This window comes from Streptomyces lanatus (assembly GCF_014655715.1).
GTDB lineage: Bacteria > Actinomycetota > Actinomycetes > Streptomycetales > Streptomycetaceae > Streptomyces > Streptomyces lanatus.
This window is the reverse complement of the sequence record NZ_BNBM01000003.1, coordinates 486,418-506,496: the sequence shown is the minus strand read 5'-3', so window position 1 is coordinate 506,496 and position 20,079 is coordinate 486,418. Positions and strand designations below refer to the sequence as shown.

Sequence of the window (20,079 nt, the reverse complement as noted above, 5' to 3'; positions counted from 1 at the left end):
GTATCCTCTCGGCCGGCTCGGTCAGGTCAGGTATGTCACGGGTGCCATGACGGGTCGGGATAGTTCTCCCAGACCCCCGTGGGGAAGGGCTGGCGACGAAGGACCGTCCCCATCACCAGGCGGATGTCTCCACAGATCTGGATGTACCTCGGCGGCCAGCCCTCTGGGTCTCCGACCCACTCGGCGCGGATAAGGATCTCAGCGTGCATCCGGGCCAGGAGGTCACGTATCTGCTTGTCGTGGAACCTGAGCGCCTGCTCCTCCAAAGCTTGGTTCATCCGCTGAAGCTCAGCGTGCCACTCCCGGCCATCTGGGCTTCGCTCATCTCCGACGCCCTTCTTGTAGTGCGCGTGGATCGCGTAGCTCAGCCTGATGCACTCGTTAGCTGCCGCCTCGGCCAGGCCCAGCAGGTATGTGCGCTCGGCGTCGCGGGCTGTCCGGCGCTGCTGCCACACGACTGCCCCCGTGGAGACGGCCGCACCGATCAAGGTTCCCGCGAGACCGAACAGCCCCGCCCATATCTCCGATCCCATGGCGATCATCCTGCCGGGACGCGGAGCCGGACGGGGCTGCTCTCGCCAGGCCCTACTGGCCAGGGAAGTTATCCGGGAAGTCGTCCGAGTACTTCAGGAGGTGGCGGTAAGCGATCTTGGGATAGCCGTACTTGCGGGACAGATCCTTAGGTTGTGTCGCCTTCCTCTTCCAGCGCCTTCGTGATCTTCGCGTTGGCGGCTTCCTCGTGGCCGTCGATGCAGCCGTGATAGCGCCGGTGGATCACCTCGGGAGAGTTGCCGACCCGCCGGGCCACCTCAGCGATCGGAACCCCGGCGTTCAACCACCGTGTGATGCATGCGTGCCGCAGGTCATACGGGCGCCCGGCCAGCGGCGAGTTGACCCGCTCGGGTGGCAGCGCGTATTCCCGTGCTTCCTCCCACACCCGCCAGTAGGTAGAGGAGCCGACCACTCCCCCGCGCTCGTTGCCGAACACGCGCCCTTCCTTGGCCGTGCCGAACGTGTCCAGGTGCGCCCGCAGGATGGCCACCAGGACGGGCGGGATGGGCACCGGTCGGTCGCTCTTGGCCTCCCGCGCCTTGAGCCCGCGCCGGTCGTGACGTTCCCCGGAATCGGTCCACTGCTTCCCTGACACGGGACGCGTCTCCCGCAGCGTCAGCGTGCCCCATCCTGCGTCCGGGAGATGGCAGTCAGACCGCCTCAGTCCGACCGCCTCAGCCGGACGCAGGCCCGCGTAATACAGGACCGCATAGAAGGCCACCAGACGCCTCCCACGGCACCGATCCCACGATCCGACGTAGGACACTGCCGCGAGCAACTGACGGGCCTGCAGGGCGTTCACGAGGACTCGCCGGTCGACCACGTCATTGGAGCCGACGTGCTTCCGGCGGGCCCGCTGAAGCGGGTTCCCCGAGAGGTCCCCCGCGACCACCGCGTGTTCGAGAGCGGTGTTCAGGGCCCGGCGTCGACGCCTGTACGTGTCGCCCGCCGCCGGGGTGCCGTCAAGCTTGTACCCGAGGCGGTAAAGCACGTCCTCGAACACCTCAGCGTCCGCCACATCGCCCACCGGACGATCCGTTGTCGTGAGCCAGTCATACGCGGCTTTGAGGTCGGCCGGCGGATCCTCCCCCGCATTCGAAGGCACAATCCCCCACCGGAAGGCCAACCGCAATTGCTCATCCGAAGGGACGCCGTCCCTGCGCTTGACCATGGCGAGCGTCACGGCTGCAAGACCATCCGCCATGCCCTCTCTGGTCTTGGCTGCACTCGTACGCCACCGCCCGGCGACGTATTTGCGGCAGAACTCGAACCACCGCAACGGCGGTTCTTCTTCTGAGGTTTTCGCCGCTTCCGCTGCCGCGCGGACTTCGGACTCTGGCTGCCCACTTGCAATCTCGAAAGCCTCGCCCCGGCGCATTGCCTGCCGCAATTCCGAGCTTCGGTTTTCGGCGAGTGCTGAGGTGGCGAACGTCGCGCTACTCACCTTCCCGCCTACGACCCATCGCAGTTGGTACGGACGCGCTTTCCGATTGACCTTCGTGACTTTCCACAGTCTGATATCGAGGGAGTACCCCGGCTTTGCCTCCCCGTGCGGCCGGAGAGCGTTGTCATCCGTGCTCACGCAGCGTCCTCCCGCTCTGTAAGCCAACGTTCGTACTCCGACCGCCGGATCCGTACGTCGCCGTTAGGGAGCTTGATTGCGCGGGGCCCTTTGCCGAGTTGGCGCCACCGGGCGAAGGTCGATGGGGCGACCTTCAGGTCGGTGATGACCTCTTTGACGGTCATCTTTTCGTCCTGCGTACGGGCGCTCATTCCGCCTCCACCTCGGCTTCGTCCGCACCGGACAGGCCGGACAGCTCCAATTCCGACTGTCCGGGGTGTTCGTGCTGGTCAGATGGGGTAACGGGACAGCCGGACAGTGCGGACACCTCTTGGTCGCCCTGTGTCCGGGTCTCGGTGTCCGGGTAGTACCGGCCGCCGGGGTCCTTGGTGAGCTGTCCGGCGTCGGCCATGCGGTTGCAGGTGCGGCGGATCGTGTCGATGTCGACCTGCAGCAGCTCGCCCGCCATGTCCTTGGGTTTGGCGCCGGGGTGGTTGCGGACGTAGCGCAGGATCGTCGCGCGGGTGTCGCTGACGGTGTGGTCGGAGACCGGTCCGTCCAACAGGTGCCAGGCACCGGAGGCGGGTTGGAAGCTGAGGGCGTACTCGGCTTCGTCCACGTCGCGGCCGGTGACGTGCAGGATGCCGTCCGCCTGCCCACGGGCCCGTTTCAGTACGAGCGTGGCGTCAGCGGCTCCGGCGATGCCGTTGGTGCCGGAGACCTCGGTCAGGAAGTCCTCGGAGCCTGCCTTGCGCACGTGGTGGACCAGGACGACGGCCACGTTGTAGTGGTCGGCGAGCCGCTTGGCGTAGCCGACGGCGACATAGTCCGCGTCGTACGCCGACACCCCTTGCGGGGCCTGGCCACGCATTTTGGCGAACACGTCGATGACGACCATGCGCGCGTCGGGGTTGCGCTCCAGCCACTGGGCAATGGCCTCGGTCCCGCCCTGGGGGAAGGGCGGGCATTCGGTGACCAGGGTCAGCCCGCCGGGGGCTGGCTGACCTCCGAGGAGCTTGCCCATGCGGGTCTGGAGACGGCGCGGGGTGTCTTCCAGGGCGAGGTAGAGCACCGGTCCCCCCTGAACGGGCACGGAGTCGAACGCCTTGGCTCCGGCCGCGACCGACAGGCCCAGCCCGAGGGAGAGCCAGGACTTGCCGACCTTTGGCGGTCCGGCGAGCACGCTGACGCCCTCGGCGAGGATGCCGGGCACGGCCCATTTCGGCTCGGGGAAGTGGGCGGCCATGAGCTGATCGGCCGTCCAAGCGGTCCGTGGGCGCTCCCGTTTCGGCGGCGCCGTGGGGACCGTCTCGGGGTCGCTGGGCACGGAGTACAGGTGCAGGGGCGGGATGGGATTGGCGCTCATGCCGCTACCGTCCGGGGGCGCCGTGCTCCGGCCCGGAGACCGGAGGCAATGGTGCGCTCTGCCTCGCGCTCGCCCTGGCCGACTTGGAGCGCGGCCGTGAGGAGCCAGTCGGTGACATCGGCTTCGCTCAACTCGCCTCCGGCAACGAGCTGTCCGAGGGCGACCGCGGCGATGTAGAGCGTGTTGTTGTGCTCGTGCGGGCCGGAGTTGGTGACCCGCTCAACTTCCCCGTTGACGGCGGAGCGGAGGAAGGCTGTGCGCCGCCCCTGGCCCGTGAGGGCAACCGTGATGGGCGCCTGCGGGGGCAGCGGCGCCGGGCGCAGGAGTTCAGCGAGCCAGCCCGGCAGGGGCGCCACGGGGGCGTTGCGGGTGACCTTGTACGGGTGTCCTGCGAAGGTGCTGCCCGCGCCGACCACGAGTCCGCCCCACGCGCGGGTGTCGACCTTCCAGCCCAGCCCGCGGGCGCTGTCCCCCGCGGTGTTGCGCAAGGGCTCGCCCCCGGGGGCGGCGAAGTACAAGTGGGTACCGCCGCTCCATGTGCGCACGGTGTAGGTGTCGGCGGGGAAGGGCTGGCCGTGGCGCTCGCAGAGCACTGCGAGCACGTCGGCGCCGTTGGTCACGCCGTGCTCGGCCCAAGCGGCCGGCGGGGTGTCCCCGGGGTGCTTGGGCTTGTCCAGGTCGATGACCACCAGGCCGGAAGGGCCGGTGGCGATGCCGACGTTGAAGGCGGCGACGGACCACGCGCGGGTGATGCGCTCCCTGTCGGTGGTGGCGCGGGTCTCCCAGTCGGAGACGGCCGGGCGCTTGTGGCTGGGGATGACGGGGAAGACGCGCCAGTCACGCGACGCTGCGTCAAGCGCGGCGGTGAGCTGGGCAGAGCCGTCCGGGTACGGCATGCTGGGGGTTCTCCTGTTCTGTCTACGGATGGGCAGGGAGAACCGCGGCGGCGGGCGACCTTGCTGGGGAGTCCCGCCGCCGCGGCGTTGCTACCGGTTGTTGATCCAGTGGGCGTATTGCTGACGGACGTAGTGGCGCGGTTCGCAACTGCCGTGGATGTCATCGAGGTCCATCAGGCGGTGCGCCGCCTGATCCGCCGCCTCGGCTGCCTCGTCGCCTACGTCTTCCAGGGCGATGCGGTCCAGCAACGCCGCTTTGCGGAGCCAGAAGTCACGCGGCAGCCGGGCCCCGAACGGCCTGTCGGCCGCCGTGCGGGCGGTCCATCCGATCTCGCTCACGATGCTCGGGGCGAGCGCGTAGGCGTCTCCCGGGGTGGGCCATGAGTTGGCGTTGGTGTGGTGATCGGCCGTGGCGTACAGGCGCAGCCGCTTGCCGTCGCGTGTGGGGCGCTGGCGTACGGGGCCGACGGTGAATACCTGGAACAGGGCGTCGGTGACGCGGTCGGTGTCGGCCGGGTCGCAGATGACACGGATCTCGAACATGGCTCAGTGCTCCTTGCTGGTGTCGACGGCGGGCAGCGCGGGCAGTCCTGCGCGTTCCAGAGCGGTGGGGTCGAAGCCGGGGAGCGCGGCGCGGGTGACGAGTGCCTGGGCGAGTTGTTCGGCGTAGGCGGCGCCGGTTCGGGCCACCTCGATTTCGGTGGTGGCGCGGAGGGTTTCGACGCGCTCGATGTGGGCGTACTCCTCGCGCCGCTCGCTGGTCTGCCGCTCGTACGCCACGGTTTCACGGCGGTCGGTGCGCCAGTACCGTGCGGCGAGCCCGTAGGCGCCGGCGGTGGCGAGGGACCACAGCAGCAGGGGCAGCGGGAGTCCGTCTGAGTATCCGGCGACCCCGGCGAAGGCGAGGGCGCCGGAGGCGGCGAACGCGGTCCCGACAAGGACGGAGTCGCCGGTGGCGTTGCCCGCGACCACGCCAGCGGCGGCGGCCCCGAGGGAGAGCGCGGCCATGAGTGCGGCGTTGCCGACTGAGTGTTCGGCGCCGTTGGCGTTCCAGATCCGGGCGAGGGCGAGCACGGTGGTGGTGGCGATGGCGGGTGCGGCCTTGGGCATCGCGGCGGCGAGCCAGTGCCGGGCGGTGGTGGGGTCGTTCACGGCTGGACTCCTCACAGTTGGCCGATGGCGTCAATGACGGCGACGGCGAGTTCGTTGATGGGTTCGGCGGCGCCGGTGGAGGCGAGGAAGAAGCCGAACCCGGCGGCGGTGAACGCGGAGCCGTAGCCGAGGGTGTTGGAGCGCAGCAGGAAGAACAGGACCAGGCCGAACAGGGCGACCAGGGAGACGGTGACGACCACGGGTTATCCCTTCGGGGTGGGCGTGCCCGCGCGGTAGATGCGGGCGAAGCGGTTGTAGAGCCAGCGGCCGACGCGTATGCGCTTGCCAGTCGCGTGGCAGCGGCGGCAGTCCTTGCCGCGCTTGAGCCGTCCCTTGCGGTCGGCCTTGAGCTTGTGGCCCATGCCGTGGCACTTGCGGCAGTTGCCGAACGGCGAGGCAGCACACAGCCCGCCGTAACCAAGAGTGACGAACGTCAGGCAGGCGATAGCGAGGAGAATGGGGGTCATCGAGTGCCCTCCGGGCAGGTTCTCGGGGGTTTCCGCAGGTGGGGTGCTATCCGCTAGATCACAGGTGGGGGCTGGTTTGGGGTGCTAGCGGGGGTGCTACCGGTAGCAGGTGTGGGTGCTACCGGTAGCACCGTGCCGGACCTATGCCGCGCCCGGCTTTTCGTTACGCTCCGCAATCGCCTTGAGGAGGTCGGCGCGGGCGATGCCGCGCCGGGTGGTGCGGGTGCCGTCGTCCGTCGTGCCGGCGACGTCCCGCGTCTTGATGCCGTGCGGCTTGAGCGCAGACGTGACGTTCTCGCCCTTCCATCCGCCGTAGACATCCGGCCTCAGTTCGGCAAGGCGGGCGGCGATCCGCTCGTTCCACACTCGCTCTTCCTTCTCCGGCACCACGGCCGCGACGTCGGCGAGCAGGTCGTAGGACGGACCGGTCACGGCCTCGGGAGATTCCCCGAGCGCGTAGCCGGACAGCAGTCCTGCCTGCTCACGCACGGTCCGGGCGCGGGCGGCAACGGCCACGGCGCCGGGCGCGTCGATGAACGCCCCGGAGACGATCCGGGCGTCCGAGCCCTCGCCGACGAAGTAGTGCAGGCCCTTGTCACCCCAGGCGAACATGGTCGCCCGCACGCCGCGCTTGTACGCGGACGTGCCGAGCACCATGTCGTTCTCGGTCTGGCCCATGACCTTCAGGCACCACCGGGCGCCGGCGTTCGCGCTGATGCCGGTGGGCAGCGACTTGGCGTCCGGGCGCTGGGTGGCCAGCAGCAGCACGATGCCGGTGGCGGGACCGCGCTTGACCAGGTCGGTGGCGATCTCCTCGAACTCCTTGCCGTGCTCGGGGTGCTCGAAGAGCACCTGGCACTCATCCACCCCGATCACGATCGGGTGCAGACCCAGCGAGCGCTTGTCCGCGAGTTCGCTGGTCACCTTGGACTCGGGGCAGATGTCCCGGGGAAGCGAGCGGATCACCTTCGTACGGCGCCTGAGTTCCTCGCGCAGGGCGCGGAAGTCGTTGAGCGCGTACTGGATCGTCTCGTCTTCCTCGCCGACGCCGTGCCGGTGGGAGACGGCCTCGCCGACCGGATCGAGGTCGCCGGTGCCCTTCATGTCGTAGGTGTGCAGCTCAGCACGCGGATCCAGGGCTGCGATGAGCAGCAGCAGCCGCAGGAGGAAGGTCTTGCCCATGCGCGGGATGGCGCCGATCACTCCGGCGATGAACATGAGCGTGACCGCGACCCAGCGTCCGCGCTGGTCCGTGCCGTACGGGATGGCCTTGAACAGGTCGACCGTGCCGGACTTCAGCAGCGGCCATGCGGGCTTGGGTGCGGACTTCAGGTCCTGGTCACCCACCCACAGCACCAGGCGGCCGGTGTGTTCGTCGGAGACGGCCTCCGGCCACACGCACCCGAGCGGCCTGCGCAGACCCGATGCGAGGCGTTCGCGCCTCTCGATCACGTCGGTGACGGTCACGCCGTAGGGGAGGTTGCCCTCCGCCCGCCAGCCGGGGCCGTCGCGGGTGATCGGGGCGGTGAACTCGAACCCGTCCCGCCCCTTGGCCTGCGCCTGGTTGATCGCGGGAATGCCCAGGGCTCCGAGCGCGCGCAGGACGATGTCCGAGGTGAGCTTGGTTGCCTGGGGGACGTCCACCGCGCGGTGGATGACCGGATCATCGGCCTTGCGTCCGGCGGCCCCGAACGCCAGCACCAGGGCGCTCACGGAGACGGCTTGCAGCCAGTCGGGGGCGAGCACGTACAGGGCGAGCGCGGCACCCAACCCGACGAACATGCCCAGCACGGCCACCAGGGTGCGCAGTCGGACACGGCCGTCGCGCTGCCGCGACAGCTTCAGGTACTCGGCAGCATCCTCGCGGCGCACGGCGGCGAGTCGGACCGGTTCGCCCTCGCGGTCGGCCATCCACCGCATCGTGCCGCCCATGAACCGGGCGAGGCCGGCCGGGGCCTGCATGGCCAGGCGCAGGGCGTACACCGGGGCGCGCAGGGCGTGGTACCCGGCCACGTGCGTGTAGTGGCGGGCCACCCACGCGGATGCGGTCTTGAGTTCCGCGACCGAGCGCAGCCACAGCGGGACCACCTCCCGCCGCTTGGCGGCGGCGAGCCGACCGAGGTAGCCCGGACCGGTCGCGGTCGGGGTGGACTGGTCGACCATGACGCGGGCGGTCGGGTCGGGCGACTCGGCACCCGACTCGCGGGTGCCGGAGTCGGGCGACCGGTCGGCATCGGGTCGGGTGGTCGGGTCGGCCGACTCCGCGCGGGCCGACCGCGCCTTGTCGAGGTCGACTACTTCGCCCCCGGAGTCGGGGCGGGAGTCGGCGGCCATCTCGGCTTCCAGCCGGTTGAAGAATTCGTTGTCGTCGTCGGGGTGCTTCACTGAGGGTCCCTTCCAAGGGGAGGAAAGGCGGGGCCGGTCCGTCGCTGTAGGAGGTGAGCGGACCGGCCCCGCCGGATCACTGCGGGGAGGTCAGACACAGGTGCGGGCGCGGGGCGGCGCGGTCACCACCACCCCGAGGACTTCTTCGCCGCCTTGGCGGTCGCGTGCTCGGTGACGATCCGCTGCCGCTCCCGCTGCAACGCGGTCAGTTCCCCGGTGAGCCGGGACAGCACCGACTGCCACAGCGTCTCCAGCTTCCGCTCCGCGCGGCCGGGGCTCTTGCCCCGCACGACCCTGTACGAGCCTCCGGCGAGCGCCCGCAGCACCGCCCGCCGCTCCTGCCCGGTCAGCGGCCACATCTCTTCCTTGCGGACCGCTTCGAGCTTGCGTTCCGTCCGGCGGATCTCTCGGTCCACACGGGACGTGTTCGGCTTGGCCATGGTCAACCCCTCCTCGGGGCAGTGCAGTTGGCGGGCTGGGAGTTGTCGGGGTAGGCACACAGCACGCAGCAGCCGAGGGAGGTCGGCAGGCAGTAGGTGTAGGTGACACGGCACTTGGGGCAGGTGCGGCGGGCGAGCATCGCAAGCGCGAGCGCGCCCCACTTGCGCGACGTCATCGGCCGTACCGGCTTGGCCAGGTCCTCGCGGTAGAGGTAGGCGACCTGCACCCCCGTCTTGCGGCCCCGGTGCTGGCGCATGACCTGTGCGGCGACCGGCTGGCCACCAGGGCGTAAGCCGCGCTCGCGCAGCTGGCGGCGGGTGGCGTAGCCGTCCGGGGCGAACTTCCACGGGTACGTGGGCACGCCGAACCGGGCACCGGAGGGGTCGAAGCACTTGCCGTAGGCGGACATCAGGCCGCCACCCCTACAACCGGGGCATCGGCGCGGGCGCCGGCGCGCCCGGCGCGGCGGCCGGTGACGTTGGCGAACAGCCGTCCCAGTCCAGCGCGGCGGGTTCCGGCGCGTCCCTGCTTGGCCGCGTACATCGCCTCATCCGCCCGCCGTAAAAGGCCGGACAGGTCGTCGGCGGGGAAGTCGGCGGCGCGCACCCAGCCCAGCGAGACCGTGGTGCGCACGGCCGGGTTCTGGCCGTCGACCGGCCGGGCGAGCACGCCGTGCAGCAGGGCGAGCATGTCCGCGGCGGTGCCGTGAGCGTCGATGAGGACGGCGGCGAACTCATCGCCCCCGAGCCGCCCGGCGACCCCGGTGTGGCCGACGTGGTGGGCGAGGCGGTCGGCGGTCGCCTTCAACAGCGCATCCCCGGCCGCGTGGCCGTGGGTGTCGTTGATGTGCTTGAACTTGTCGACGTCGGCCAGCACCACGACCGCGCGCGGGTCCTTGAGCAGCACTGTGGCGCGGCGGGTGAAGCCGTCGCGGGTGCGTAACCCGGTGAGCGGGTCACGCCGGGCCGTGTTCAGGCAGCCCCGCAGCCACCACACGTGCATCGCCCAACCGGCAGCCAGGGGCAGCGCGGACAACAGGACCGTGGCCAGTGTGTTCACGCCGCCACCTCCTCAGCGTCGTCGCCGGGCGCGGCCACGGGGTGCAGGGCGCGGCTGTCGGCCCGTTCGGCGAGCAGGGCGTCACGTACTTGCCGGGCGGGTGCGGATCCGCAGTGCAGTTCCTTGCGCAGCGCCTCAGCGTTGATCGCGGCGTCCGTCCAGTCGGCCGTGGCCGTGCGCGCCTCAGCGAGCAAGTCGGCCAGGGCACGCGGCGCAGGCTTGGCCTTGCCCTTGGCCGGGGTACGGCGGGGCGAGCGCGGCTTGGGCTCGCCCCGAGGCGCCGGCGGCGTCTGCACCACAGGCTCAGCGGACGTCTCCTGCTCGGCGGCGGGGGCCAGGTCGCCCATGCGCAGCAGCACGCGCTCGCGCCGCGGGGTCTCACGGCGCCAGTTGCGGCCATAGCGCTCACGCAGGTCCGCGCGGGCCAACTGCCGTTCCCTCTCCCGTTCCAGCGCCACGGCGTAGGAGGTGACCTCCCACAGCGTCATCCGGCGCCACAGCGCGAACGTCGACAGCGGCGCCAGCACCCAGCGGGAAAAGCGGATCTTCTCCATACGGCGGCCGGTGACGGCGCCGATCCGCACGGCGTAGATGTGCGCGCCGATCTCGGAGAACACCACCCACAGCAGCGGCATGGTGCCGTGGGCGACCTTCGCCCACATGCCCTGTCCGGCGGCGACGTTCAGCCCGCAGGTGACCAGGGTGAGCACCCAGGGCACGAACCGCACCCACGCAAGCGCCATATCCATCCGGATCAGCAGCAGGTTGGCCACGGTGAACACCGGAATGGCCACGTCGATACCGACCGGCAGCATCCACGGCTCACCGAACCCCCACCGGGCAGCCGCCTCGGACACGGCGTCGAACGATGCGATCAAACCGAGCGCGCCGACACCGGCAGCAGCCAGAGCCCCGAGTCCGGCAAGGCCCATCTCCGGACGGGTCAGTGGCGGCACCGCCGGACGCTCGATGGTCGGCGTCGTCATGCCGCCACCACCCTGTACTCCGCGCGGCGGCGCCGGGCGGGGCGTGTGAGCGGGACGACGTCGAACAGGTCCGGGTTCTCCTCGATGACCTGCGCGGCCATGCGGACCAGGTCGTCGGGCATCTCGGGGTTGTCGGCGAGGATGTCGCGCGCCGCATCCTCGCGGGCCGCGCGCTCTTCGTCCGTCTCGCCCTCCACCCCGAGCCACAGCTCCGGTGGAGTGCCGAGCGCCAGTTCCGCGAAGTCCTCAACAGATACGGCCTGTTGGCGGCCGATGTACGTACGCATGGTGCTCTCCTGAGTCGAAGGGACAGGGAGAAGCCCGGCGGGGTGCGACCTTGCTGGGGAGTCACGCCGCACGGGCATGTGTGTGTTGGGCAGGGGCCGACTTGGGAAGCCCGGCCACAGCGGACCGACCATCCGGCGACCGCTCCCCACCGCGTGAGCGGCGGGTGGTGCCCCGGGCAGGATTCGATCCCGCGCCCTTCACGGCTGAATGCCGGGGCTGGACGGGTCAGCTACGGCGGAAGCCCCAACTGATCAGACGGCTGACGCTGTCGGTGACGTCCTTGACGGGCTCAGGCTCGGCGTCACGGGACTTGGCGCGCTGCGCTGCGGTCTCGTAATGACTCCACGGCGTGACCTTGCGGTCGTTCCCGGCCTGGTTCTTCTTTCGGTCCGACATGAAAGTCCTCTCAGATCAGTAGACGGATGGGGGGTGCTGGCCGTGCTCGCGGGAGTCCCGAAGCCACGGCAACGCCACACCCGCAAAGCGTGGTGTGTATTACCTACCACTCACGTTGGCAGATCGATTCCGGGTCGTCAAGCGCTCTGTCTTTGAACCTGGGTTGCCGGTCTGCCTCGCGGCGATGACTCAACCTTCGCCAACAGGAAGGGACTTCGGGAGCGTGTACTTGGGGGTGCACTCGTGCACCCCTACGTGCAAACCCTCTACCCTCCGGCGCTGACCTGCGTAGAGTGACGGTGAGTCAAGCTGGTACTGCGGCCGCTCTCTGGGGGTTCGATGGCAGACCGGAACGCCAGACTGGCCGCGCTCATGCAGGAAGCCGACTTCTCACACAAGTCGCTTGCTCGCGCGGTGGTCGCCGCTGCCGCTCGGTCAGGTGAGGAAATCACCTGTGACCACACGTACGTGACCAGATGGCTCAAGGGCTCCATTCCGCGCGGCGACGCACCGCGGTTCATCGCGGATGCGATCGGACGCAAGCTGGGACGCCAACTCACGATCGATGACATCGGGATGGGTGACGCGGCGGTGTCCGCCGTACAGCCGGAGTTGGGGCTTGACTTCACGGACAAGCCGGAGAGCACGGCCAAGACCGTGGCCGACCTTTGGCGCGCCGATCTCGCCGACGCTGAGACGCTCGTGCGGGCACTGCCCGATTCTGCGGCTTGGAACGCCGCCTCCCTGCGCTGGATCGTGGCCCCGCCGGACGGAGAATTGACGCGGGCGGGCAACCGGGCGGTCGGCACCGTGGACGTGGACATGGTGCGCTCGACAACCGACGCGTTCAGCATGCTCGATGGGAAGTTCGGCGGCGGCCACGCCCGGCGGGCGCTGATTCAGTACCTGCACACCGACGTCCGGCCGATGCTGGACGGGACATACTCCGATGCCGTGGGCAAGCAGCTCCACTCGGCTGTCGCCGAGGCACTCTTGCTCGCCGGATTCATGTCGTACGACAGCGGCTTGCATGGCATCGCGCAGCGGTACTTCATCCAGGGCCTGCGCATGGCGCAGGCTGCCGGTGACCGGCTTCTCGGCAGCAGCATCCTCTCTGCGATGAGCCACCAGGCGACGTTCCTTGGGCGGTATCAGGACGCTGCGACTCTCGCCCGCGCTGCATACACCGGCCCCGCCGGCAGCCTGGGACCGACGATGACCGCGCACCACCTCGCGATGGAGGCACGTGCCCTCGCCCGTCTCGGGGAAGGGCGAGGCTGTGACCTTGCACTAGCGGAGGCGGAACGCAAGCTGAGCCAGAGGACGGCACACAGCGACCCGCCATACATCGCCTACTTCGACGAGGTGGAGCTTGCAGCCGAGATAGGTCACTGCTTCCGCGACCTGGGGCGCTCCATCGAAGCCACGGAACGTGGCGCAGGCTCAATTTTCGGCGACGGTCTCAACAACCGAAGTGACTTCTTTGCCACGATGGTGCAGGCCGAGTCATTCATCATCCACGGCGATATTGGTCGTGGTTTTGAGTTCGCCCTAGGCGCGCTGCAACTCGGTGAGGGATTGAAGTCGGCACGCTGCGTTCAGTACGTGCGCGAGTTCCAAGAGCGCGTCACTGACGGAATGAGGCAGGCAACGGAGTTCCGCGATTTCGAGGAACAGGCTCGCGGCTTCCGCCTCTGGCAGCAGACCGCCTGACAACCTAGAAGGGCGCCCAGTCTCGGCGAGATCCACCGGAGCGCAGGCTTTCCACCCGCTTCTCAACTTCCTCGGACGCGCGCGGGTTGGTGCCCGCATTCTGCGACAGCCATGTGACCATCAACAGTTCGCGGACGCTCCGAAGAATGGAGTACCCCGGCCATTCCCGGACGTCGAACCCGTATCCGGCGACGAAATCGGCATACTCGGCCTCTGTGTGCCAACCGAAGCTTTCGTAGTACATGGCCGTCTGCATGAGGTCCCACTCGCGCGGCCCCGTGACGAACCCGTCCAGGTCGATGACCTTGGGACTGCCAGCCGCATCGTGAAGGACGTTACCGACGTTGAAGTCCCCATGCAGATGACCGGCAGGGAGTACGAACTGAAGACGGTCGTACTCAGCCGCCAAATCGTCAGCCATGGACCGGAGAAATGCGCGGGTGGCGCCCGGAATCACAGCGCTCGCCAAACGCTGTGCGACCTTGTCGAAGGGCTGAAGGAGAGGCAGCGGAAAAGGCGGCGGCGTCAATTCATGAAGCCCCCGCAACAGAAAACCCATCTCGCCCGTACTCGCGTACTTTCCCCCGTCGGCGAGCCCTTCCCAGAACGTCACGGGGTGGCCCTCGACAACGACCGGTTGTTCGGCCGACGTGACGAGTCGTGCTGCCGGATACCCCTCAGCCGCAAGCCATTCCGCCACGGCCACTTCCCTCCGCACGGAGGCAAGCCGATCGGGGCTCCGGCCGACCCGGGAGACGATGCGGCCACCGTCCACGCGAAACACCACGTGATCCCCGAATCGCAGCATCTCGATTCCGTCCGGGTCCACCTCGGCGACCTCGCACGCCTTGCGCAGGATGGTCGCTGCCGCATCCGCGTCGAACTCGGTGCGCTCGGTCGTCGTCATGCGGTCTGAGTCCCCCGTCCGGCCGGCAGGGCACGGACTTCCCGCCCTCGTGCAGCACCCTTGCCGATGAGTCCCTGTCCCTCCATCTGCGCGATGGCGGAACGGACGGCAGTCCGCGACGCGCCGAACCGCTCGCACAGCTCCTTCTCGGTGGGGAACGGATCTCCGACCTTGACCTCCATAGCCCGCAAGAGATCAGTCACCTTCTCGACCAACGGGCGACGGTCCCCAGTCCCGACCACGTACCAACCGGCCCCCTGTACCGATTCGATCAGCCCGTCACTCTTGAGTACAGCTAGAGCCCGCTCGATGGTGCTGCGGCTGACGCCATGGGCGCTCATTAGCTTCGCCTGAGACGGTAGAGCCTCCGTGATCTTGCCCTCCCTGATCTTCTGGCGCAGAGAATCTGAGACCTCCAAGTACGTACCTCGCGGACTGGCCTGCGGCACGTGGCTCCCCTTCCAGTTACGTGGCGGCTTCCTCTACCAGCGTCCCATCCCGCCCGGTTGACCAACACCCAGTGTCCCACCTGTCCGGCTGTCCGGATAAGGCTCCCACCTGCACAAACACCCCGGACAACCACAACAGATGGTGTCCGGGGTGTCCGGGTCGGAGACGAACTCAGATGTCGCGGACGAGTCGAGGCCTGGGGAAAGAGCGGTTCACGACGTCAACGTGGACGCACGGCTCCCCCTTGTTAGTGAGCGCTGCGCCAGTCTCCCGCGCCAACGCGGGGAAGAACTGCTGCCCGTCCGGTGACTGGCTCGACGTGACCCAGGCGTAGTTCGGTCCCTCACGCAGGGCCCAGCGCACGAGACGGCGCCCCAGCCCCTGACGCTGCCATTCAGGGATCATCGAGATCTTTGCGATCAGGCCACACTGGCATTCATGGCAGACGCTCCAGATCAGGATCGCATGTTCGATGCCACCCCGATCACATACCCGCAGAACCTTGGCGTCTGCGCCCCCGCCATTGGGGTAGTACAGGAAGAACCTGTCATCCCTCGGGTTGCGTAGCTTGATCCACCACCATCTCAACTCGCCTACCTGCTCCGGCATTTAGCCCCCATGAGTTCGGTTGGTTAGACCGTACGACGCCCGACTGACACCACCTGTCCGGCTGTCCGGCTATGCCTTTCACCTGCACAAACACCCCGGACAGCTCAAAGTGCACGTGTCCGCGCTGTCCGGTCACATACGGCTGTAACACCCGAGGGGTGTTACAGCCCGTCGGTGAAGCCGACCTATCAATGGGCGCAGGAGCCGGAGGCGACTTCCGATCAGCCCCCCTGCTTCACGAGGAGTGAACAGGGCGGCATTGAATCTTCTCTACCCGATCAAGGCCCGCGCACGGCGCACGCCGCCTCTGCGGCGCGACCTGCCTCCCGTCTTCGCCCCGCTAGCCGCGCCCGGCGGCACGCTGCGTGCATGCGGGCAGAGGCGGGAAAGTCCTCTGTGGCTGGGGCCGGTCGGAGCGGACCACACTTCTACTAGGCCACAGCTTGGTCACCACACATCGAAAGCAGACGTACGACCCAAATAGTTGTGCCAGCATCCCGGACATGGCCAGCCCCACTCAACACGATGAAGTCCGCAAGGTGTACATCACTTGTCGGCTCGGCAAAGGCGAACTCAACAGGCTCTTCAATCTCGCCCCAGAAGGAACCCCCGTAGCATCCGTGTCCATTTCGACTCAGCGCGCGAGCACCCGATATAGCGCTGGCACGCTATCCGGCCTCGTCGACCATGTGCGCAACTCCAACGCCACTGGCAACCTGGACGACTGGGACAATCTTGCACTGGAAGCTGCCGACAGTGCAGGTGATCGAAAGGTTGCCATCGCCATCGATGCCGAGCGGGTCGAGGTGCAGGTCTCTGGGCGGGATGCAACTTGGGTCCACGGGCAGGCCGCCCGGATTGAGCTCTTTCTGAAGGCTGCAGGTGGGAGACCCAGGCGCGACCGGGAGGACAGGACGAAGCGCCTCAAGACCACCCTCTTGCTATATCTCATTACAATTCCCTACATAGCGGGAATGCTCGTAACCCTCAAGATCGTCGAACCTCAGAGTTTCAAGCCCAACCCATCGTCAAGTGGTGGCGATTCATGGCAGGGGACTGTTGCAATCCTCGCTTACTCAGTGACCATGGCGGTGGTGTACTGGATCGGCTTCAAGCTCTTCAATCGAGCCAATCGAGCAGTCCTCAAACCTACGGTAGAAATTCCACATGGCTCGTGGTGGAGTCGGTCTTCAAGCGCCGACAAGATTGCACTTGGGTCGCTCGTCGTGGCCGTACTGTCCGTCGTCGTGGCAGCAGTCACGCTCGGTAAGGACTTGTGAAGTAACCCAACACTATCGGGTAGAAGAGTGAACCATCAGCACAGGTGAGAGGTAGAGCCGCCCAAGGTGGAGCCGTCACCCACGGTTGATTCGGGACGAAGCAGTTGCCGGTCCACAGACGCCCAGCCATCACCCGTATGTACAGATCGGCCGGCACGCTACCCAGCCCGGCTAACTGCGAGTTCATGGCGGCTTCCCGTCCAGCGTCACACGCACCCGAGTGACCGACACCTAGTGTCCCACCTGTCCGGCTGTCCGGTTACGCCTTTACCTGTCACCGGCGCCTCGAAGCTCTGCTATGCGCTGCACCGTCTCCGCTCCTCGGTGCTCTTCGGGCACCAGCTGTAGTAGCTGTCGTCGAGGTTACGGCTGTGCGTTGTCCGGCCGTGCTGGGGCCGCCATCCGCGCCAATAGCGGGTGTTGCAGCGATTGCAGAGCGGCGCGCGTACAAAGCCGTGCGTGTGGCAGTGGTCCCACACCGCTGCCCGCACGGTCATGCAGCTCGCGCACATGAAGCGTGCAGCGGTCGGCCAGCTCCATCGGCCGGCGGGATCAACCCGGTAGTGCTCACCGGCCAGCTCACCGTGATACACCGCCGCGTCCACGTCGCTCCCTCTCGCACCGTAGACGACCGCAGTACGAGTGCACTCGCCTCGCTCCGCCACTACCGCATCGCCGACACGCTCGAACCAGCCCGCGGCATCCTGTCCGTGGTGCTGCCCCAGACACGAGCACTGGCATTCAGCGCCTGTTGCTTCCAAACATGCCCTCGTGCATTGCGACAGCCTCGACATATCTCGGTAGAGCACGATGAACCCGTACCGGTCGACCGCCGCCGTCACCAGCCGCACGAGGCTACTGCGTGGCAGCTGCCAACGGTCGCCGTTGAAGTCCGGGGAACGGATGCCCACCGTCTCGTGCAGCCAACGGCGATTGCCCTTCCGAGGCGGGATCTTGGCGATGACTTGCCCGTTCACTGGGAGCCAGACCATCGCCACCGGTCCGATCCCCCGTTCCGTGACTACACGTCCATCCACGATACGAACCGGTAAGTCGGCCATCATGATCTAAAGGTGACATGCCCATTGACAGTTAGGAACCCCGCCTCCGGGCATCGGACCGAGGCCGGCGGTTCAGCTCGGATTCCGGCGCCCCTCGCGGGACCCCAAGGTGTTGCAGCCCGTCGGCGAAGCCGACCCCTCAAAAAAAAATGGGCAGGAGCCGGAGGCGACTCCCGATTTACTCTGCCTCACACGGCACGCCCTAGCCCCACTGGGGACCTGCACCCTGCCTAATACGCACTATCTGCGATACACGCGGGCTCTGCACTGCTCTCGGGATCAAGGAACTTCCTGGTCAGAGGCCGTTCGCAAGCCGAACTCTGATTGTGCTCCGGAGCCGTGTGCGCAGGTTCGAATCCTGCCGGGGGCACTCGCCGAAGATCAGCAGAAACCACACGCTGACCTGGGCGGATGCCGACATGAAAGAGCGGGGGTCAGTCTCACTGACTCCCGCTCTTTGTCGTTGGTCGGCAGTGGTCACGATAGACCTGCGATAGACCGATCGGCGCGGCGAACCGGTGCGTGGGCGATGGCGGCCAGGTGGAGTCAGCCGGCTCTGACTGCACGCACTCCCCGTTCGCCATCCTCTGCACACCTTGAGGGTGAGCCAGTTCGTGATGCAGGTGGCCCGTAGGTCGTACGGCTTGCGGGCCAACGGGACGTCACCTTCTGCGGGGCGAGCGCGAACGGGCGGGCTTCCCGCCTGCGCGTGCTGCTCTCGTGAGAGTCGACGGCACAGGCCTGTATGTGGCAGCCCTGTTTCGACCCGACGTGGTCAACGCGCACACGAACGCCCATGGAAGCTTCCGGCGAGGGAACCAGCGCCGACTCCTGATGGCCCGTAGGCACCTTGGGCACCAGTGTGCCTGCGGGTGATGGAAACCATGCGGAGCCCATTGGTCTCGGTGCTTGCTTCCCCGCCCTCACCGTCCCGGGCGCTCGCTTGTCTCGGGCTGTTCCAGGTGGGAGGCGAGGACCGCGGCCTGGACGCGGCGTTGGACGCCGAGTTTGGCCAGCAGGCGGGAGATGTGGTTCTTGACGGTCTTCTCCGAGAGGTAGAGCTTGTGGCCGATCTCGCGGTTGGTCAGGCCCTCGCCGATCAGGGCGAGGATGTCGCGCTCGCGGGGCGACAGGCTGGCCAGCTCGGGTGCGATGGTCGGGGTCTCGGCCGGGTCGGCGCGCAGCGTGCGCATCAGGCGGGCCGTGGTCGCGGGGTCCAGCATGGACTGGCCCGAGGCGACCGTGCGTACCGCCGAGACCAGGTCGGAGCCCCTGATCTGCTTGAGGACATAGCCCGAGGCACCGGCCATGATCGCGTCGAGCAGGGCGTCCTCGTCGTCGAACGACGTCAGCATCAGACACGCCAGTTCCGGCATCCGGCTGCGGAGCTCACGGCAGACCGTGATGCCGTCGCCGTCGGGGAGGCGTACGTCGAGTACGGCGACATGCGGGCGCAGCGCCGGGCCGCGGGCGAGGGCGTGAGCGACGGTGTCCGCGTCACCGACCACTGAAATGTCCGGTTCGGCGTCGAGCAGGTCGGTGATGCCGCGTCGTACGACCTCGTGATCGTCCAGCAGGAACACCCGGATCGGGTTCTGCTCGGTGAAGGTGCCTGTCTCGGTCATGACGACCCCTCGTTCCCCGCGGCTCACATCTGCGGACCATGGACTGCTCCTGCTGCCGATCATCGCTCGCCGGGGCCGGCTGTACTAGGGCCGTCCGGCCCCATCGGCCGAGAGAAGCGCCCCTACCGGCCCAACGAGCCTGGGTTGGCACCCAGCGTCGAGGATCAGGTGTGGCCTGGCCTCGGCGATCTGGTCAGGGCAGGGCGGACGAGTCACGGGATCCGATGGCGTTGCCGTTGCCTTCCAACTCGAAGTCCACGTCCACCACGCCCTCGACCGCGCGCACGAGACGGGCGGCCACAGGGATCAGGGACGTGTCCCGGACGTGCCCGGCGAGCCTCACGACTCCGTCACGCACCTCGACCCGGATCGCCGAGCCGGGCGTCGGGAACAGGTGGGCGACGAGCTCGCGGCGCACCTCTTCGGCGATGTCGTCGTCGCCGCGCAGGAAGACTGTGAGCAGGTCGGCCCTGCTGACGATGCCCTCCAGCATGCCCAGCTCGTTGACCACCGGCAGTCGCTTGACCTTGGCGTGGGCCATGGTGCGGGCGGCCTGGGCGAGCGTCGCATCGGGGCTGGTGGTGAGCGCCGGGGAGGTCATCAGATCCTCGGCGGTGAGCCCCCCGGCCTTCGCAAGGTCGGACAGGCGGCGCAGCTGGGTGTAACGGTCGGGGTCGCTGTCGCGGAACTCCTCCTTGGGCAGCAGGTCGGCTTCGGAGACGACTCCGACGACGCGTCCCTCGCCTTCGAGGACGGGCAGGGCGCTGACCTTCCAGTCCTGCATCAGCCGCGCGATCTCCTTGAAGGTGGCCTTGCGCCCGACAGCGGCGACGGTGTGAGTCATTACGTCGCTGATGGTGTGCGGGGTGCCGTGCATGGTGGCTC

24 protein-coding genes are annotated in these 20,079 nt (G+C 68.0%); 2 read left to right on the top strand and 22 right to left on the bottom strand.

Annotated elements, in window-relative coordinates; translation table 11 throughout:
- Nucleotides 1–35 precede the first annotated feature (35 nt).
- The 16 genes from IE325_RS11305 to IE325_RS11235 form a co-directional block, all read right to left on the bottom strand.
- Nucleotides 36–533, bottom strand: coding sequence for a hypothetical protein (locus IE325_RS11305; protein ID WP_190069653.1), 498 nt, complete (start codon nt 531–533; stop codon nt 36–38).
- A gap of 146 nt (nt 534–679) precedes the next feature.
- Nucleotides 680–2,134 (bottom strand): tyrosine-type recombinase/integrase, encoded by a 1,455-nt coding sequence (locus IE325_RS11300; RefSeq protein WP_190069652.1) that lies wholly within the window; start codon nt 2,132–2,134, stop codon nt 680–682.
- Nucleotides 2,131–2,325 (bottom strand): helix-turn-helix transcriptional regulator, encoded by a 195-nt coding sequence (locus tag IE325_RS46040; RefSeq protein WP_229911752.1) that lies wholly within the window; start codon nt 2,323–2,325, stop codon nt 2,131–2,133. The genes IE325_RS11300 and IE325_RS46040 overlap by 4 nt, the downstream gene beginning before the upstream one ends.
- Nucleotides 2,322–3,479 carry an AAA family ATPase gene (locus IE325_RS11295; protein ID WP_190069651.1) on the bottom strand — a complete coding sequence of 386 codons (1,158 nt, stop codon included), beginning with the start codon at nt 3,477–3,479 and terminating at the stop codon, nt 2,322–2,324. Before IE325_RS11295 ends, IE325_RS46040 begins: the two co-directional genes overlap by 4 nt.
- A complete protein-coding gene (locus IE325_RS11290; protein ID WP_190069650.1) occupies nt 3,476–4,375 on the bottom strand; it encodes a bifunctional DNA primase/polymerase in 900 nt (299 codons plus the stop codon). The genes IE325_RS11295 and IE325_RS11290 overlap by 4 nt, the downstream gene beginning before the upstream one ends.
- Nucleotides 4,376–4,465: 90 nt before the next feature.
- Nucleotides 4,466–4,918 (bottom strand): hypothetical protein, encoded by a 453-nt coding sequence (locus IE325_RS11285; RefSeq protein ID WP_190069649.1) that lies wholly within the window; start codon nt 4,916–4,918, stop codon nt 4,466–4,468.
- Between the two features lie 3 nt (nt 4,919–4,921).
- Nucleotides 4,922–5,527 (bottom strand): hypothetical protein, encoded by a 606-nt coding sequence (locus tag IE325_RS11280; protein ID WP_190069648.1) that lies wholly within the window; start codon nt 5,525–5,527, stop codon nt 4,922–4,924.
- An 11-nt stretch (nt 5,528–5,538) separates the two neighbouring features.
- On the bottom strand, nt 5,539–5,727 hold the full coding sequence (locus tag IE325_RS11275; protein ID WP_190069647.1) for a hypothetical protein: 189 nt from the start codon (nt 5,725–5,727) through the stop codon (nt 5,539–5,541).
- Between the two features lie 3 nt (nt 5,728–5,730).
- Complete coding sequence (locus IE325_RS11270; protein ID WP_190069646.1) at nt 5,731–5,994, bottom strand: hypothetical protein; 264 nt, start codon at nt 5,992–5,994, stop codon at nt 5,731–5,733.
- Between the two features lie 141 nt (nt 5,995–6,135).
- Nucleotides 6,136–8,379: a cell division protein FtsK gene (locus IE325_RS11265; protein WP_190069645.1), complete on the bottom strand. Its 2,244-nt coding sequence runs from the start codon at nt 8,377–8,379 to the stop codon at nt 6,136–6,138.
- Nucleotides 8,380–8,501: 122 nt separating this feature from the next.
- Nucleotides 8,502–8,819 (bottom strand): hypothetical protein, encoded by a 318-nt coding sequence (locus IE325_RS11260; RefSeq protein ID WP_190069644.1) that lies wholly within the window; start codon nt 8,817–8,819, stop codon nt 8,502–8,504.
- Nucleotides 8,820–8,821: 2 nt separating this feature from the next.
- Nucleotides 8,822–9,229 carry an RRQRL motif-containing zinc-binding protein gene (locus IE325_RS11255; RefSeq protein WP_190069643.1) on the bottom strand — a complete coding sequence of 136 codons (408 nt, stop codon included), beginning with the start codon at nt 9,227–9,229 and terminating at the stop codon, nt 8,822–8,824.
- On the bottom strand, nt 9,229–9,879 hold the full coding sequence (locus IE325_RS11250; protein WP_190069642.1) for a GGDEF domain-containing protein: 651 nt from the start codon (nt 9,877–9,879) through the stop codon (nt 9,229–9,231). Before IE325_RS11250 ends, IE325_RS11255 begins: the two co-directional genes overlap by 1 nt.
- On the bottom strand, nt 9,876–10,865 hold the full coding sequence (locus tag IE325_RS11245; protein WP_190069641.1) for a DUF2637 domain-containing protein: 990 nt from the start codon (nt 10,863–10,865) through the stop codon (nt 9,876–9,878). The genes IE325_RS11250 and IE325_RS11245 overlap by 4 nt, the downstream gene beginning before the upstream one ends.
- Entirely contained in the window at nt 10,862–11,152 is a 291-nt protein-coding gene (locus tag IE325_RS11240; RefSeq protein ID WP_190069640.1) for a hypothetical protein, read from the bottom strand. Before IE325_RS11240 ends, IE325_RS11245 begins: the two co-directional genes overlap by 4 nt.
- 226 nt (nt 11,153–11,378) lie before the next feature.
- Nucleotides 11,379–11,549, bottom strand: a complete 171-nt coding sequence (locus IE325_RS11235; RefSeq protein ID WP_190069639.1) for a hypothetical protein — start codon at nt 11,547–11,549, stop codon at nt 11,379–11,381.
- A 372-nt stretch (nt 11,550–11,921) separates the two neighbouring features.
- Here IE325_RS11235 and IE325_RS11230 point away from each other — a divergent pair, with 372 nt between their 5' ends.
- Nucleotides 11,922–13,262, top strand: coding sequence for an NsdA family TPR-like regulatory protein (locus IE325_RS11230; RefSeq protein ID WP_229911751.1), 1,341 nt, complete (start codon nt 11,922–11,924; stop codon nt 13,260–13,262).
- A 4-nt stretch (nt 13,263–13,266) separates the two neighbouring features.
- Here IE325_RS11230 and IE325_RS11225 read toward each other — a convergent pair whose 3' ends face one another.
- From IE325_RS11225 to IE325_RS11215, 3 genes are all read right to left on the bottom strand, one after another.
- Entirely contained in the window at nt 13,267–14,169 is a 903-nt protein-coding gene (locus IE325_RS11225) for a phosphotransferase enzyme family protein (RefSeq protein WP_190069637.1), read from the bottom strand.
- A complete protein-coding gene (locus IE325_RS11220) occupies nt 14,166–14,618 on the bottom strand; it encodes a GntR family transcriptional regulator (RefSeq protein ID WP_190069636.1) in 453 nt (150 codons plus the stop codon). Before IE325_RS11220 ends, IE325_RS11225 begins: the two co-directional genes overlap by 4 nt.
- Nucleotides 14,619–14,790: 172 nt before the next feature.
- Complete coding sequence (locus IE325_RS11215; protein WP_190069635.1) at nt 14,791–15,228, bottom strand: GNAT family N-acetyltransferase; 438 nt, start codon at nt 15,226–15,228, stop codon at nt 14,791–14,793.
- A 503-nt stretch (nt 15,229–15,731) separates the two neighbouring features.
- Here IE325_RS11215 and IE325_RS11210 point away from each other — a divergent pair.
- Entirely contained in the window at nt 15,732–16,508 is a 777-nt protein-coding gene (locus IE325_RS11210) for a hypothetical protein (protein WP_190069634.1), read from the top strand.
- Between the two features lie 296 nt (nt 16,509–16,804).
- Here the strand turns inward: IE325_RS11210 and IE325_RS11205 are convergent, their stop codons facing one another.
- The 3 genes from IE325_RS11205 to IE325_RS11195 form a co-directional block, all read right to left on the bottom strand.
- Entirely contained in the window at nt 16,805–17,572 is a 768-nt protein-coding gene (locus tag IE325_RS11205) for an endonuclease domain-containing protein (RefSeq protein WP_229911750.1), read from the bottom strand.
- 920 nt (nt 17,573–18,492) lie between these two features.
- Nucleotides 18,493–19,194, bottom strand: a complete 702-nt coding sequence (locus tag IE325_RS11200) for a response regulator (protein ID WP_190069633.1) — start codon at nt 19,192–19,194, stop codon at nt 18,493–18,495.
- A 193-nt stretch (nt 19,195–19,387) separates the two neighbouring features.
- Nucleotides 19,388–20,071: a CBS domain-containing protein gene (locus IE325_RS11195; protein WP_190069632.1), complete on the bottom strand. Its 684-nt coding sequence runs from the start codon at nt 20,069–20,071 to the stop codon at nt 19,388–19,390.
- Nucleotides 20,072–20,079: the final 8 nt, after the last annotated feature.

What these genes read in the sequence shown, in the direction of transcription:
- IE325_RS11215 (WP_190069635.1), bottom strand. Translation starts at nt 15,228, where the DNA reads ATGCCGGAGCAGGTAGGCGAGTTGAGATGGTGGTGGATCAAGCTACGC.
- IE325_RS11195 (WP_190069632.1), bottom strand. Translation starts at nt 20,071, where the DNA reads ATGCACGGCACCCCGCACACCATCAGCGACGTAATGACTCACACCGTC.
- IE325_RS11240 (WP_190069640.1), bottom strand. Translation starts at nt 11,152, where the DNA reads ATGCGTACGTACATCGGCCGCCAACAGGCCGTATCTGTTGAGGACTTC.
- IE325_RS11285 (WP_190069649.1), bottom strand. Translation starts at nt 4,918, where the DNA reads ATGTTCGAGATCCGTGTCATCTGCGACCCGGCCGACACCGACCGCGTC.
- IE325_RS11245 (WP_190069641.1), bottom strand. Translation starts at nt 10,865, where the DNA reads ATGACGACGCCGACCATCGAGCGTCCGGCGGTGCCGCCACTGACCCGT.
- IE325_RS11270 (WP_190069646.1), bottom strand. Translation starts at nt 5,994, where the DNA reads ATGACCCCCATTCTCCTCGCTATCGCCTGCCTGACGTTCGTCACTCTT.
- IE325_RS11225 (WP_190069637.1), bottom strand. Translation starts at nt 14,169, where the DNA reads ATGACGACGACCGAGCGCACCGAGTTCGACGCGGATGCGGCAGCGACC.
- IE325_RS11255 (WP_190069643.1), bottom strand. Translation starts at nt 9,229, where the DNA reads ATGTCCGCCTACGGCAAGTGCTTCGACCCCTCCGGTGCCCGGTTCGGC.
- IE325_RS11210 (WP_190069634.1), top strand. Translation starts at nt 15,732, where the DNA reads ATGGCCAGCCCCACTCAACACGATGAAGTCCGCAAGGTGTACATCACT.
- IE325_RS11205 (WP_229911750.1), bottom strand. Translation starts at nt 17,572, where the DNA reads ATGATGGCCGACTTACCGGTTCGTATCGTGGATGGACGTGTAGTCACG.
- IE325_RS11260 (WP_190069644.1), bottom strand. Translation starts at nt 8,819, where the DNA reads ATGGCCAAGCCGAACACGTCCCGTGTGGACCGAGAGATCCGCCGGACG.
- IE325_RS11290 (WP_190069650.1), bottom strand. Translation starts at nt 4,375, where the DNA reads ATGCCGTACCCGGACGGCTCTGCCCAGCTCACCGCCGCGCTTGACGCA.
- IE325_RS11235 (WP_190069639.1), bottom strand. Translation starts at nt 11,549, where the DNA reads ATGTCGGACCGAAAGAAGAACCAGGCCGGGAACGACCGCAAGGTCACG.
- IE325_RS11295 (WP_190069651.1), bottom strand. Translation starts at nt 3,479, where the DNA reads ATGAGCGCCAATCCCATCCCGCCCCTGCACCTGTACTCCGTGCCCAGC.
- IE325_RS11305 (WP_190069653.1), bottom strand. Translation starts at nt 533, where the DNA reads ATGGGATCGGAGATATGGGCGGGGCTGTTCGGTCTCGCGGGAACCTTG.
- IE325_RS11230 (WP_229911751.1), top strand. Translation starts at nt 11,922, where the DNA reads ATGCAGGAAGCCGACTTCTCACACAAGTCGCTTGCTCGCGCGGTGGTC.
- IE325_RS11200 (WP_190069633.1), bottom strand. Translation starts at nt 19,194, where the DNA reads ATGACCGAGACAGGCACCTTCACCGAGCAGAACCCGATCCGGGTGTTC.
- IE325_RS46040 (WP_229911752.1), bottom strand. Translation starts at nt 2,325, where the DNA reads ATGAGCGCCCGTACGCAGGACGAAAAGATGACCGTCAAAGAGGTCATC.